This is a genomic window from Abyssisolibacter sp. ZYX002, assembly GCF_056892235.1.
Map to the genome: position 1 here is coordinate 175,562 of NZ_JARMXH010000003.1, position 14,425 is coordinate 189,986.

At 29.5% G+C, this 14,425-nt stretch carries 16 protein-coding genes; 10 read left to right on the plus strand and 6 right to left on the minus strand.

Features of this window, described 5'->3' with window-relative positions:
• The first annotated feature begins 17 nt into the window (after positions 1-17).
• Together P3X86_RS10850 and P3X86_RS10855 are read left to right on the plus strand one after the other, a co-directional pair.
• On the plus strand, positions 18-875 hold the full coding sequence (locus P3X86_RS10850; RefSeq protein WP_483292711.1) for a YitT family protein: 858 nt from the start codon (positions 18-20) through the stop codon (positions 873-875).
• 86 nt (positions 876-961) lie between these two features.
• A complete protein-coding gene (locus tag P3X86_RS10855; protein ID WP_483292712.1) occupies positions 962-1,546 on the plus strand; it encodes a hypothetical protein in 585 nt (194 codons plus the stop codon).
• A gap of 405 nt (positions 1,547-1,951) precedes the next feature.
• Here the strand turns inward: P3X86_RS10855 and P3X86_RS10860 are convergent, their stop codons facing one another.
• The 5 genes from P3X86_RS10860 to P3X86_RS10880 all read right to left on the minus strand — a co-directional run bounded on the left by P3X86_RS10860 (position 1,952) and on the right by P3X86_RS10880 (position 5,510).
• The gene (locus P3X86_RS10860; protein ID WP_483292713.1) at positions 1,952-2,767 is read right to left on the minus strand and encodes a hypothetical protein; all 816 of its coding nucleotides are present in this window, start codon (positions 2,765-2,767) and stop codon (positions 1,952-1,954) included.
• Positions 2,764-3,678: an ABC transporter ATP-binding protein gene (locus tag P3X86_RS10865; RefSeq protein ID WP_483292714.1), complete on the minus strand. Its 915-nt coding sequence runs from the start codon at positions 3,676-3,678 to the stop codon at positions 2,764-2,766. Before P3X86_RS10865 ends, P3X86_RS10860 begins: the two co-directional genes overlap by 4 nt.
• 1 nt (position 3,679) lies before the next feature.
• On the minus strand, positions 3,680-4,969 hold the full coding sequence (locus P3X86_RS10870) for a radical SAM protein (RefSeq protein ID WP_483292715.1): 1,290 nt from the start codon (positions 4,967-4,969) through the stop codon (positions 3,680-3,682).
• Between the two features lie 203 nt (positions 4,970-5,172).
• Positions 5,173-5,316: a hypothetical protein gene (locus P3X86_RS10875; RefSeq protein WP_483292716.1), complete on the minus strand. Its 144-nt coding sequence runs from the start codon at positions 5,314-5,316 to the stop codon at positions 5,173-5,175.
• Positions 5,317-5,351: 35 nt separating this feature from the next.
• On the minus strand, positions 5,352-5,510 hold the full coding sequence (locus P3X86_RS10880) for a hypothetical protein (protein WP_483292717.1): 159 nt from the start codon (positions 5,508-5,510) through the stop codon (positions 5,352-5,354).
• Positions 5,511-5,810: 300 nt separating this feature from the next.
• Here P3X86_RS10880 and P3X86_RS10885 point away from each other — a divergent pair, with 300 nt between their 5' ends.
• The 3 genes from P3X86_RS10885 to P3X86_RS10895 are packed head-to-tail and all read left to right on the plus strand — an operon-like array spanning position 5,811 to position 9,385.
• Positions 5,811-7,199: a TldD/PmbA family protein gene (locus tag P3X86_RS10885; protein ID WP_483292718.1), complete on the plus strand. Its 1,389-nt coding sequence runs from the start codon at positions 5,811-5,813 to the stop codon at positions 7,197-7,199.
• On the plus strand, positions 7,199-8,551 hold the full coding sequence (locus P3X86_RS10890) for a TldD/PmbA family protein (RefSeq protein WP_483292719.1): 1,353 nt from the start codon (positions 7,199-7,201) through the stop codon (positions 8,549-8,551). Before P3X86_RS10885 ends, P3X86_RS10890 begins: the two co-directional genes overlap by 1 nt.
• A gap of 21 nt (positions 8,552-8,572) precedes the next feature.
• Entirely contained in the window at positions 8,573-9,385 is an 813-nt protein-coding gene (locus tag P3X86_RS10895; RefSeq protein WP_483292720.1) for a carbon-nitrogen hydrolase family protein, read from the plus strand.
• Between the two features lie 116 nt (positions 9,386-9,501).
• Here P3X86_RS10895 and P3X86_RS10900 read toward each other — a convergent pair whose 3' ends face one another.
• Positions 9,502-9,711, minus strand: a complete 210-nt coding sequence (locus P3X86_RS10900) for a DUF378 domain-containing protein (RefSeq protein WP_483292721.1) — start codon at positions 9,709-9,711, stop codon at positions 9,502-9,504.
• Between the two features lie 225 nt (positions 9,712-9,936).
• On the opposite strand from P3X86_RS10900, the gene P3X86_RS10905 reads away from it, so the two are divergent.
• From P3X86_RS10905 to P3X86_RS10925, 5 genes are all read left to right on the plus strand, one after another.
• Positions 9,937-10,116, plus strand: a complete 180-nt coding sequence (locus P3X86_RS10905) for a hypothetical protein (RefSeq protein ID WP_483292722.1) — start codon at positions 9,937-9,939, stop codon at positions 10,114-10,116.
• Between the two features lie 24 nt (positions 10,117-10,140).
• Positions 10,141-10,788 carry a DUF4397 domain-containing protein gene (locus P3X86_RS10910; RefSeq protein ID WP_483292723.1) on the plus strand — a complete coding sequence of 216 codons (648 nt, stop codon included), beginning with the start codon at positions 10,141-10,143 and terminating at the stop codon, positions 10,786-10,788.
• A 179-nt stretch (positions 10,789-10,967) separates the two neighbouring features.
• Positions 10,968-11,987: a spore photoproduct lyase gene (splB, locus tag P3X86_RS10915; RefSeq protein WP_483292724.1), complete on the plus strand. Its 1,020-nt coding sequence runs from the start codon at positions 10,968-10,970 to the stop codon at positions 11,985-11,987.
• A gap of 464 nt (positions 11,988-12,451) precedes the next feature.
• A complete protein-coding gene (locus tag P3X86_RS10920; protein WP_483292725.1) occupies positions 12,452-12,811 on the plus strand; it encodes a BlaI/MecI/CopY family transcriptional regulator in 360 nt (119 codons plus the stop codon).
• A gap of 10 nt (positions 12,812-12,821) precedes the next feature.
• On the plus strand, positions 12,822-14,168 hold the full coding sequence (locus tag P3X86_RS10925; protein WP_483292726.1) for a M56 family metallopeptidase: 1,347 nt from the start codon (positions 12,822-12,824) through the stop codon (positions 14,166-14,168).
• Positions 14,169-14,425: the final 257 nt, after the last annotated feature.

Below are 14,425 nucleotides of genomic sequence, written 5' to 3' on the forward strand. Positions count from 1 at the left end.
AGAAAGGGGATAGGGTTGTGGTGCAAAAACTTAAAGATTACATTTTTATAAATTTGGGATTATTAATAATGGCAATAGGTTTATATTTCTTTTTAATACCTGCAAATCTAGCTGTTGGAGGAGTAAGTGGTTTAGCTATGGTAATACAAGGCTACTTACCATCTATAAACATAGGCTTAGTTATGGGAGTATTTAATATAATACTATTTTTGCTAGGGCTTATAGTTATAGGCAAACAATTCGGAGGGAAAACAATTTATTGTAGTTTTTTATTATCAATTATAATAGGTGTTTTTGAAATAGTTTTACCTTTAGAAGCTCCAATATCAGATGATATAATAATCAATTTAGTGTTTGGAATAGTTATTCAAGGGATAGGAATGGCTATAATATTTCATTATAATGCATCAACAGGAGGGACAGATATTATTGCTAAAATAATCAACAAGTATACACATATAGACATTGGAAAATCGTTGTTTTTGTCTGACTCATTAATTACATTATTAGCAGGACTAACCTTCGGACTGACATTAGGGTTGTATGCATTTTTAGGAATACTCATAAATGGACTGATAATAGATAAAGTAATTGAGAAAATAAACATAAAAATTCATGCATTAGTTATTTCACAGGATTTTGATACAGTTAATAATTTCATACACAATGAACTTAAGAGAGGAACAACATTTTTACCAGGAGTAGGAGGTTATACTAACAGTGATAAAAAAATAATAAGTGTAGTTTTAACCTATAAAGAGTATAAAAAACTAAAAATCTTTATAAAAAAACAAACACCTAAAACATTTATAATAATGAATTTTGTAAACGAAGTTTTAGGAGAAGGCTTTGATTTGACTTTACAAGTAAGATAGTATTACTTCATATAACAATCACAAAACAATATACATTAGCATAAAATATAAAGAGTATATGTCTAGGTATTTGAGGTGAATGTAATATGAGTGATAAAGAGCCTAAAAATATAAAAAATCAAAGCATTACGAGCTTAGCAGTTCCTATCGCTATAGGGATTTTCGGCGGAAAAGCTATTGGGCTAGGTAAAGTTTTTAGTGAAATCACAGGAATGTCAAAAGGGTTTGAGAAAAATGCTAATCTATTAAAACATATTAAGCCGTATTTTTCTCATAGCGAACAATACACAATTTCTAAATTGCAAGATATATTTGATGTATTAAATAAAGTTGGCAGAATCAGAGGAGAGCAGTACGAAACAGAAGTTTGTAGCTTAGATGTTGAATTGGATGTGGGAGAAAAAAAACAGAGGATCATTGAGGCGTTATATGATTATTTAGATTATGATAAAAAACAAATAATAGATAAAGCAATGGAGGTTAAAGAGCAAATATTCACAGCTAAGAGTAAAATAAATGGACTTAATGCATTAGATGACGTGGGTATTAATAGTACTATGGATATTTTGTTTGAATTTATAAAATGTTTTAAGCCAATACTTAGCCAAGAGCATACTAGGAATCTTGACAAATTTGAAAGAGCGGTGGAAGTATTGAAATCACCAGATTGATATAAAGGGGCTACTCATTTGGAAAAGTGACTAGTCCCTTAATTAATTGTAATTAATTATTGTAACAAAAAAAGAACGTAAGCATATAATGAACATATACTTATAATTAGGGAGGGACTGTAGCAGTAGGGCTTATCCTAAGCTATGGGAATATATGTTTAATAGGGTAAAGAAGTATATCAAAGAAGGCGTTGACGATTTATTGTTTTTCTTTTTACTTTTAGCAGTCATATTAAACAATTACATATCTTATTCAGAAGGTGAAGAGAGTTTATTGTTTTTCTTTTTAATTATTTCAATATTTTTAATAAATTAGTAAAATCCCCCTACCTAGATAAATAAAATCAAGAGGACATTTCAATATGAAATGTCTTTTTGATTTTAAAGTCTTAAAAGAGCAATTTATTAACTAAAATCTCTATTAGATAAAACATTGTGAACTAAGATAGTAGCTAGAATAATAGTAGTAATTAAGTAAATAAACAATTTGAGTATTAAATGATTAGATAGATTATAACTACTAATATTGAGCAAATAAACTATAGGGTTTGAGTACAAAAATATCTTCACCAAGAAAAATAATTTATCTAATTTATGATAATTAAATATATACACAAATCCACCTGCAAAAAAATACAAGCACATTATAGTACTAACGTTGTTAACTTCTTTTAGTAGTATACACAATGAAGAACTAATAAATAAAAATATAGCTAAAGCTATAAAGTTGTAGTTAATAAGGAGTATACCTTTTTTAATTTGATGATAATTAAATGATGTATTGGTTTTAAGTATATTAACGCATAGTGATAATAATATACAAGTATAATACAAAATGAACATATATACTATTCCAATGAATAATTTAGAAATAAAGATTTTGAAAGAACTATAACCATTTACAATTGATAGACTACCAGTGTTACTAATATTATCTTTGGCAACATATGAAGTTGCAATAATTAAAACAATAACCCAAAAAAAACCTGTATTTGCTAGAGATGTCTGCATTACTTCTTCAAAAATTGGTTTAGATAAATATCCATTAAAAACAAATCCAACTCCTTTACCAACTGGAATACTACCTCCTCCAACTCCAAATAACGTGAGGGTAATAGAGGATATATTACTCATAACTATAAGGAGTACACCTATTATTGAGTATCGAAACACTTTTGACCATCTGAGTTTTAGGATATCTGTTTTTAGCAATTGTATCATAATATTTCACCTCCTAAAACTTTTTGAAAATAATTTTCTAATGTTTCTTTAGATGATTCTATATGAGTAATATTAATATTTTCTGAAAATAAAGTATTTGATATTTTGCCTATATTTACAGATGGGTTACGAAGCCTGATACAATTATCATCAACAAAGCTTATATCTTGAATATTTAGCTTAGATTTTAAAACCATAAGGGCTTTTTTAGTATCATCAATTTTTAACAAAATAGATTCAACACTAGCATTATACAAATCCTTTGAAGATATTTCTTTTATTAATTTACCATCATCTATCATGATGAACCTAGTTGCAATCTTTTGTAGTTCTTCAAGAGCATGGCTTGAAATAAGCATAGTAACACTCTTAGTACGATTTAAATCTAGTAAAAGTTTTCTAATGTTTATTGCACTAATAGGGTCTAGACCGTTAAAAGGCTCGTCTAATATCAGACAATCAGGAGTACCAACTAGTGCAATGGCTATAGATAATCTTTGCTCCATACCCATAGAAAAACCTCGAACCACTTGATCCTTGTACTTCCATAGGTCTACCTTTTTTAATAGTTCTTCAGTGATATTTTTATCTTTTATATTTTTCAAAACTCTATGTAATTCAATATTTTGAGTTGCAGTAAAATCCCGATAAAGAGATGGCTTTCCTATAAAACATCCTATTCTTTTTTTTTGAGATAATATTTCAGATGGAGTGGATTTACCATATAAACTAATCTTGCCAGATGTTGGATTACAAAGTCCCATAACTAGTTTCATGAAGGTAGTCTTACCAGAACCGTTTTTTCCTATGAGTCCGTATATTTCACCCTGTTTAATACACAAATCCAGATTATCAATAGCAGTATCTATATATCTTTTACAAAGCTTAGTTGTTTCAATAACATAGGACATATTATTCACCTCGGTATTCTTTTTGTTTTAAACCTTTTAAAATATCTATTAATGTATTAGCGTTATATTTAATAGAATGACAGCTTTTAAATTTATTTTCAAGATTTTTATAAGGACAACCTCCCATGCAGACAGGTAGCATACTACACGTGTTGCATTCTTCATGCTGGAAAATATTATAGTCTAGCCATTTTAGAGAGTTAGGTGAATGGGTGAAGTTATTGAAAATATCTCCACATTTTTTATTTTTATCACCTACTTCATCCCAACATTTGTACAAATCCCCACAGGGATCTATTACAAAACTGTTTAAAGAAACAGCACCACAAATACTTGGATTATATTTTGGTATATTAATATATGTGTAACCACTGTTTATATTTTTAAGGATAAAATTAGCTTCTTCTTCTGCAAATTCTTTATCATTAAAACAAAGAGGAGCATTACAAGAAGGTGTAATTTCATCAACAGGTGCAAGATATACACTAACTTTACCTTGTAATCCAGCCTTATCTAGATAAGTTAGGACATCTTCTGCTTGATAGATATTTGTTTTATCAACATTTATTCTAATACTAATAGTAATTAAATCGCATACGTTTTTTATGTTATTAACTATTTTATAAAAAGTATCTTCGTTGCTAGGAAGCTTTCGGCGTTTATTATGTATTTCAGGAGGACCATCAATTGTTACTTGAGCTTTAGATATATTTAGTTTTTTTAGCTTTAATACGTTTTCCCTATTAAGAAAATATCCATTTGTTACAATATTACTATTGTATAAAATATCTTCATGTAATTTTATAGAATTAGTTATTTGTTCTATTGTATCTATTTCTAGCAAAGGTTCTCCTCCATACCATGTAATACTTAAAGCTTTTTTATCCTTAATAATACTATTAATAAAATCTATGGTTTGGCTAGTAGTTTTTTTATCCATACTTTTGTAATTCCTACCTTTTTCATAACAATAAGGGCAGATGAAATTACACTTTAATGTTGGTGCAATAGTCAAGTTGAATGAATTACTATTAAACCTTGAAATATTATAATCAGTTCTAACCATGCTTATCTCATCAAGATTCGAATCAACTATCATTTTTCCTTTAAGAAGGTTGTTGATGAGCTCGTTTTTATTGCATAAACCATTATATTCATGCAGTTGTTCTCTTATTCTATAAAACTCTAAAGTGTATTCTAAATTTAGAGATAAAATTCCTCCGCTTAATGAATTGTATATAATAATTTTATTGTTTTTATTAATATAATTATTGAATATTGAAAGTTTCATGTACATTCTCCTTAAAATGAATTTTCTCTATAGTATATTAAGCTTTGATTCATTATTTTTAATGAAAAAAATTATTACGCTAGATTATGAGTTGTCAATAATTAATATGGGAACAAACCATTTAATCATTTTGGTAGTTCCCATACAAACTACTATTTTAAAAATTTCTGTGTGCAATATTATTATTTAATAATAGATTGCTATTAGCTAGAATAATTTATGAAACAGAACTTTGTTATACATAGTTTTGCAAAGCAAGCATCAGCATTGCAAGATACACGATCCCAACATGCTTGAGCAATACAAATTCCTTTAACTGAATCATTAGGTATATTAATCCATTCCATTTTAATTTCCTCCAAAATAATATTTATAACTTAAATTACGTAAAATGAACAACGCATACTAAACCAGGGCATTGTCCAAATTTAACACCACAGAAAAATTCAGGGCAACAAGTATCCCTTCCAAGACATTTAGCTCCAAAGCATTTACAGCTGTAATCTGGATTAATTGGTGCAGGGCTGTTCAACCATTCCATTTTAAGAACACTCCTTTCTGCATATAGTTGATAAAGATTATCATTTTAAATTGAATATAACATAATAAGCCAATGGTTGTCAATATATTTCTAATTTACTACAATTAATCTTAAATGGGTTCGATAAACAGGGAGTTCGATGAAATAATAACATAATATGATTGCAGTTAAATCAGACATATGTAAATCCTATAATAAAATTATTGTACAAGTATTGCTACTTTTAAGAATTTAGTGTAAATTATAAATAGCAACTTTAGGCAAAAATTTAAAGTATACTATCGAGTAGGAGGTAAGAGGATGATTAATAGAAACACTATCGAGAAGGTTCTAGAAGCTGCATTGACCACTGGGGGGGATTTTGCAGAGATTTTTGTAGAGAACAGAATAAACAGCAATATTATTCTGATAGGTGGACAAGTAAAAGATAGTAATTCGGGGATAGATTATGGAGTAGGTATAAGAATATTTAGTGGGTTTAATTGTATTTATGCATATACCAATGATAGTAGTGAAGAGAACTTAATAAAAACGGCTCTAAAAGCTGCTAAAGCTATCAAAAAATCAACATACAAAGAAGAAATAGATATAATATCAGGGAAGATGATAGACATAAACCCAATAAAAGTTTTACCTTCAACAGTAGCAAAATTAAAAAAAGTAGAAATGTTAAAACGAGGATATCATATAGCAAAAAACGCATATGATACAATCTCGCAAGTTGAAGCAAGGTATTCTGAATATGAGCAAGATATATTAATTGCAAATTCAGAAGGGCTATATGTAGAAGATAAAAGAGTTAGAACAAGAACGGATATTATAACAGTAGCTACTAGTAAAGGACAAACTCAAAGAGGTGGCGATAATATAGGTGGCCACAGAGGCTTCGAAATATATGATATCTACAATATTGAAGATACAGCACGTGAAGCTGCAAGATTAGCTCACACAATGGTAAATGCAGAGTATTGTCCAAGTGGGAAGATGCCAGTTATAATAGATAACGGTTTTGGTGGAGTAATATTCCATGAAGCATGTGGACACGGATTAGAGGCGACATCAGTAGCTAAAAATAAATCTATATTTTCAAATAAAATAGGTCAAAAAATAGCTTCAGACATAGTTAGCGCAGTAGATGATGGGACATTACCTAATGAATGGGGTTCATCTAATGTAGACGATGAAGGAATCAAAACTCAAAGAAACTTATTAATAGAAAATGGTATATTAAAAGGATACTTAATTGATAGATTAAACGGTAGAAGAATGAACAGTGCTCCTACAGGATGTTCAAGAAGACAATCATATAGATTTGCACCAACATCTAGAATGTCAAATACCTTTATACTTAACGGTAAATCTACACTAAATGAAATTATTTCAAATACAGAGCATGGATTATATGCTAAAAGATTGGGTGGAGGCTCAGTAAATACTACAACAGGAGACTTTAACTTTGTAGTATTAGAAGGCTATATGGTAGAGAATGGAGTAATAGTTAAGCCAGTTAAAGGAGCTACATTAGTAGGTAACGGAGGCCAAGTACTACATGATATAGATATGGTAGGAAATAACTTGAAACAAGCAATAGGAGTTTGTGGCTCTGTAAGTGGGCAGATACCAGCTAACGTAGGACAGCCGGCAGTAAGAGTAAAATCCATGACAGTTGGTGGAAGGAGTGAAAAATAATGATGAAAGAATTCTCAAGCAAACTATTTGCACATGGTAAAGCGTTAGGACTATCAGAAATGGAAGTTTATATAAATAAAAAGAGCAAGCTAAAGATTGCTTCATTTAATAAAAAAATAGATAAATATGATATAGCAGATGAAGTAGGTTTGTCATTTAGAGCTATAAGCAACGGCAAAATGGGGTATGCTTACACAGAAAATATCAATGAAGAAGTTATAGATAGATTAGTTAAAGAAGTAATAGAAAATGCTTCTATAATAGAAAAAGATGATGTAGATACAATCTTTGAAGGTTCTAGTGAATATATGCAACCCCAAACTAAAGAAAACAAGCTAGATAATGTATCAGAAGAAGAGAAAATAGATTTTGTACTAAAACTTGAAGAAGAAGCATTGAGTTTAGATGATAGAATTACAATGGTAGGAATGAGTCAATATATAGAAGAGATAAACGATATAGAGATATTTAATTCAAAAGGTTTAGAATTAAAGAATAGACAAAATAAAGCATATGTATATTTAAGCACTACTGCAAAACAAGGAGAAGATATCAAGACAGGGATAGCATATCAAGTTGCCACAGATTTCAGTGAATTTGATTATAAAAAGTTAGCTAAAGAAGGAGTAAAAGATGCTGTAGATAAATTAAGTGCAGAGCAAATTGCCTCTGGTAAATACAAGGTGGCTTTTAAAAATGAGGTTATGTGTGACTTACTAGATAGTTATAGTGAAATATTTTCAGCACAAAAAGTGCATGAGGGAATGTCGTTATTAAAAGATAAAATAGGCACATTAGTGGCATGCAGTGAGCTCTCAATTATAGATGATCCTTTTGCTAAAGATAGTGTAGTTAATAGGAACTTTGATGATGAAGGAGTTGCAACAAAACCAAAAAAATTAGTAGATTGCGGGATGTTAAAGACATACTTACACAACATAGCAACAGCAAAAAAAGACGACGTAGAGTCGACAGGAAACGGATTTAAACCTATATTTAAGTCTGTAGTTAAGATTGCACCAACAAATATGTATATACAAAAAGGAGAAATATCTTTTGAGAACATGTTGAAAAAGATGGGAAAAGGTGTTCTAATCACAGATGTACAGGGATTACATGCTGGTTTAGACGCAGTTACGGGTGATTTTTCTCTATCTTGCAATGGTTTTTATATAGAAGATGGAAAGATACAAAAAGTAGTTAACACAATAACTGTTGCTGGTAATTTCTTTGATATGCTAAAGGATATAGAAGAAATATGTTCAGACTTTAAATTTTCAATACCATCAACAAATACTTGCTTTGGATCACCATCTTTATTAGTAAAAGAGTTAACAATATCAGGTAAATAAAAAATCTAAGGTGGCAAGAAAATGAAATTTAAAATTGGTGTTTGTCAAATGATAACTACAGAAGATAAGCTATCTAATATATGCACTGCTCAAAAATTTATAGAAGAAGCAGTAAAAAGAGGCGCACAGATAGTAGTTCTACCTGAGATGTTTAATTGTCCATATGATAGTGACTTATTTCAGGGATATGCAGAGAGACAACACGACAGTATAACTTTAAAAATGTTAAAAGAAGAAGCAATTAAGCATAAAGTGCACATAATAGGTGGGTCTATACCAGAGATTGATGCAGGAAAAATATATAATACGAGTTTTATAATAAATAGTAGTGGAGAAATAATAGCAAAGCACAGAAAAATGCATTTATTCGACGTACAGGTTGAGGATGGTATTTCGTTTATGGAATCAAAGACTTTATCATCAGGAGATAATGTAACAGTAATTGATACAAAATTTGCAAGGATTGGAGTTTGTATTTGCTTTGACATTAGATTTCCTGAACTGTGTAGGCTAATGATAGAGCAGGGAGCACAAATAATAATAGTTCCTGCTTCATTTAACATGACTACTGGTCCAATGCATTGGGAAACACTATTTAGAGCAAGAGCGATAGATAATCAAGTATATATGATAGGCTCAGCACCTGCAACAAATAGAGAAGCATCTTATACCTCATATGGAAATAGTATTGTGGTAGATCCATGGGGAAAAATATTGGCAAGATTAGATAGTAATGAAGGCTTGATAATACAAGAACTTAATTTAGAAGTAGTTAGAGAAGTTAGAGAACAATTGCCACTTATTAAAGCTAGAAGATTAGATATATATAATTAAATAAATATACTTAAACAAGTAAAGCCACCTTTTAAAGGTGGCTTTACTTGTTTAAGTAAGTTAATTGTTATGGGATGCTAAATGCATCTCTTCTATTTTAACAATTATAAGGAAGCTTATTTAGTAGTTCTTCTATTTCTGTCATAGTCTCTGAACAGAAATGTTATAGAGTATAATCCTGCTATTCCAACTAAACCATAAACCACTCTGCTTAAAATTTCTGTTTGGCCACCAAATAATGATGCAACCAAGTCAAATTGGAATAGTGCAATTAAGCCCCAATTAATAGCTCCAATAATAACTAGTATTAAAGCTGCTATATCCATAAAATCACTCCTTGAATTTAGAAATATTTAGTAAATTTATAGTCATGTTTATTATTTCTAAAAAAACAAAATTATATACCTAAAATTTAAATTTAATTAAAATTCAAAGTATTGCCTTGTCACATATATTACTAATATGAATAAAATGAATTAAGTAAAGATTGTATTTTGTTATATATGAAAATTTACATATCTAGAAATTGATAAGTTTTAGGAGGTAATATAATGACTGAAGAAATCAATGTTAACTGTGATGAATGCTCAGGAATAAGCACGAATCTGCTGTTTTTCTTCCTATTATTAGTTATATTAATGAAAGATTATGGCTGGTTTGATCCAGGAAATGAAAGTTTATTATTCTTTTTCTTAATTCTAGTAATACTTTTCTGTCAAATGTATTATTAGACAATGTATAGGACTTGAATAGACATGTATTATAATTATTATGATTATTTTAATTGGATGATACCTGTTCAGCATGGAAATACATCACATCTAAGATTATTTCATGCAAGTCCAAGAGCACCTGGTGTAGATATTTTATTAGGCAATAAATTAGTAGCGTCGAATTTGAGATATAGGGAATTTACTAAATATATGGCATTAATGCCGGGATCATATAGTCTAAAAATTTACAAAGCTGGTATGCGCGATGTTCCGATAATTAATAAAATGATTGATATATCACATGGCTCAGATAATACTATGGCAATAGCTGGAGAGCTAAGTAATTTAGAAGCTATAAGAGTCTATGATACTGCAATGACTATAACTGATTATAAAACACAAATCAAATTTGTTCATTTAGTTCCTAATGCACCACCAGTAGACGTAATACTCCCTAATGGATTAGTGCTTTTTAATGATATTAGTTACAAACAATCAAGTGAAAATTTATTAGTCTCACCAGCAAATTATACAATTTTAGTAAGAGTTAATAGTACAAAGCAAGTAGTATTAACAGTGCCTAATGCTACATTACGTTCAAATAAGTACTATACAATATATGCAATAGGTCTTGCGAATGCTAAGCCAGGGCTTCAAGCAATAATAGCACTTGACAGAGCTTCTTATTAACAAAAATTTAATGATATTCATGAATAGCATAAAATTTTATGAGGACTGATATATATAAAGAAAATCAGTCCTTTTCCTATTGTCCTAGTTTTGTAAGTATGCATATAACTATAGATATAGTAAAGAATATATCATAGGATAATACCAAAATTATAACCTATGACAGGAGAAGATAAAGTATGATATATCAACCAAAGAGAGTTTACATAGAAGAAAAAGCAATAAGCTATGAAATAGGAAAAAGATTGTATGATTATTTTACAAAAAAGGGAGTAGAGATAAATGTATTAAAAAACAACAAGATAACAGGGATACCAGGGAAGACACCTCAGCAAGCATTTGCCGAAGGGAAAAGTACATTAGCAATAAGAGTTAGAAAAAAGGGAGAATTTCAAACCTGTAAACCATCAGCACATTACCAGTTACCTTTGTTTTCAGGGTGTGTTGGTAAATGTGAATACTGTTATTTGAATACTCGTTTTGGAAACAAACCATATAATACGATTTATGTAAATGTAGATGATATTTTAAATCAAGCTAAAGAATATATGAACCAAAGAGAAAAACAGGTAACAATATTTGAGGCAGCAGCGACATCAGATCCAGTACCATTAGATTATTATAGCAAATCATTAAAAAAAGCAATTGAGTTTTTTGCAAACGAAGAATTTGGCAGATTGAGGTTTGTGACCAAATTTCCTCAGGTAGATAATTACTTAGATATAGATCATGGAGGACATACAACAATTAGATTTAGTCTTAATACAGATACAGTAATAAATAGCTACGAACATGGAACATCCACAGCAAGAGAGAGAATAATCGCTTCTAAAAAGATAATAAAAGCAGGATATAACACAGGTTTTATAATAGGGCCAGTAGTGCTATATAAAAATTGGAAAGAAGAATATCGTGAACTATTAAAAGAAACAGCTAACGAGTTAGCAGAGTTAAGTGGTAGTGAAATACACTTTGAAGTGATATCCCATAGATTTACAGCATCAGCTAAAAAACAAATACTTAAAGTTTTTAAGGACACTACACTTCCAATGAATGAAGAAGATAGAAAATTTAAATACGGTCAATTTGGTTATGGAAAATACGTATATCCAAAAGAGCAACTAGAGGACATGAAAGAATTTTTTACTCAAAGCATACCTGAGTATTTTAATAATGCTGTTATAGATTATATAATATAATATCAAAAAAATAAATTTTTAAGTATTTAAACATAAATTGAGAGGAGATTAATCTTCTCTCAATTTGTTTTCGTCAAAAGGGACGGTTTTTTTTGATTTCTGCTCGTGGTATGCCAATGAATAGTCATCCATACTCTATAATTAGAAATATCCAATCATACTTGTAATTCATTTTTTTATAGTTTCATTTTAGCCACATCCTTTAGCATACTACTTATATCAAGAAACGCTAATTGATGTGCGTTTTTTTCTCGGTGTATAATATATCTTCCTTTGTTAGAATGGTGCAAGACTTTAAAAAAACTAGAAATAATTAAATCATACATAATAGTAGTTATTTTCAAATACAGTAGTTTGTATTTTTACTTTTTATAGCTGATTTCGGTTCGTATATCTTGACAATTGATAACTATCGTGGTAATATTGCGATGACTATAGTAATAGTTTATAAGGAGGATATGAAAATGAACATTAAATTATTTGACTCTGAACGTAGAGTCATGAACGTTTTATGGGAAAAAGGTAATTTATCTGCAGGACAACTAGCTAAGATATTAAAACAAGAAATTGGTTGGAATAGGAATACTACGTATACTGTTATAAAAAAATGTATAAACAAGGGTGCCATAAAAAGATATGAACCCAATTTTATGTGTGAGGCTATTATTAGCAAAGAACAGGTTGGAGAATATGAGACTAATGAATTGATTAAAAAAATGTTTGATGGCTCACCCGAAAAATTCTTTGCGTCTTTCCTTGGCAACTCAAATTTATCCAATGAAGAAATTAAAAAATTGAAAAAGCTGATTGAAGAATTAAAGTGAGGTGAATATTATGAGTATTATGCAAATGAGCTTAATAGCCAGTGTTTTTATCGTATTTGTCACCATTATAAGGATGATTGTACTTAACTTCCTAGCAAAAAGAACATTTGTATATTTATGGATTATTGCAATTGTTCAATTGTTGGTACCAATACGTATACCTTCACGTTATAATATCTATACTCTTTTTAATAATTATATGCAAAGGAATGAAGTCCATACCTACAAAATAATGAAGAATGCTATTACAGGTATAAATAATCTTATACAAGATAATTTGATTTATGTTCCGCAACAAGAAATGAAAACAATCCATCCAATGACTATCTGTTGGTTAATTGTTATGATACTATTTATCCTATATTTTTTGATAAACTTTATAAAGAGTTATCAAAAGATACGAGTAGCTGTACCTATTCAAACTAACGATTTTATAACTCGTTGGATAGAACAGCAAAAATTGTATCGCAAATTACAGATAATGACTTCTGATATAATCTCAACTCCAATTGCCTATGGTTTTATCCATCCCAAAATCATTTTACCTAAAGGTATAGATTATACTGACATACGGCAGCTTGAATATATACTCAGCCACGAACTAATACATATTAAACGGTTTGATGCTTTATGGAAAATAGGGGCTGTAATAGCTTTATGTATTCATTGGTTTAATCCTATGGTATGGCTACTGTATATTTTATTAAATAGGGATATAGAAATGTCTTGTGATGAGAAAGTAATTTCCATCTATGGCGAAGATGTAAAATCCGATTATGCCTTGGCTATTTTGAATTTGGCGGAGCAAAAATCAAGTTTTTTCTCCATGCACGCCTATGATAATGCATTTTGTAAAAATGCCATTAAGGAGAGGATCGTATGCATTATGAAATTGAAAAAAACATCAAAAATAGGTCAAGTGTTAGGGCTCGCATTCGTGTTTGGTTCGTTAAGTTTAGTTGCATTTGCTAAGGATAAAGATATTGGATTGAATAGAGTAGTTAAAAGTGTTATTATTACTGATTCGAGCGGTATTGAAAGTAGATTTTCAAAAGAAATTGATTCAATATATAGATCGGTATATACTGCAGAAGAATATGAAGAACGTATTAAAAAAATGAAAGAGATTTCTCCTTCTACTATGAAGAATTTAGGCTGGACTCAACAGGAACTTGATGAAACAATTAGGAGAATGGAAAAACTATTGGAAGAAATTAAATCTGGTAAAGTGATAGTATACAAGCTTGATAGAATTGAAGACAACATGCATGAGAAAGGAGAATATGTTAAAGGTGTGACAAGTTATACTACAGGTGAATCACAGATAGTAATTTGTACGGATAAACAGCAGAAATAAATAAATCAAAGCTCTCAAAGAATCTTTATAGAATTAGAGAGCTTTAAATGAGATATAAATACATAATTATAGTAGTATAGTTATATTTTCTTGCGTATATTAAGTACTGAACAAATAAAATTTTTATTCTTATAAGTATATCATTTAGTAATTTCCTATGTTTAACATTGAAAAATATGATAAACTTAACTAAATATAACTCTTCAATGTTGACTTTATCCTTTATTGTTTAGTCACTTTAGAGGATATTATAAAAT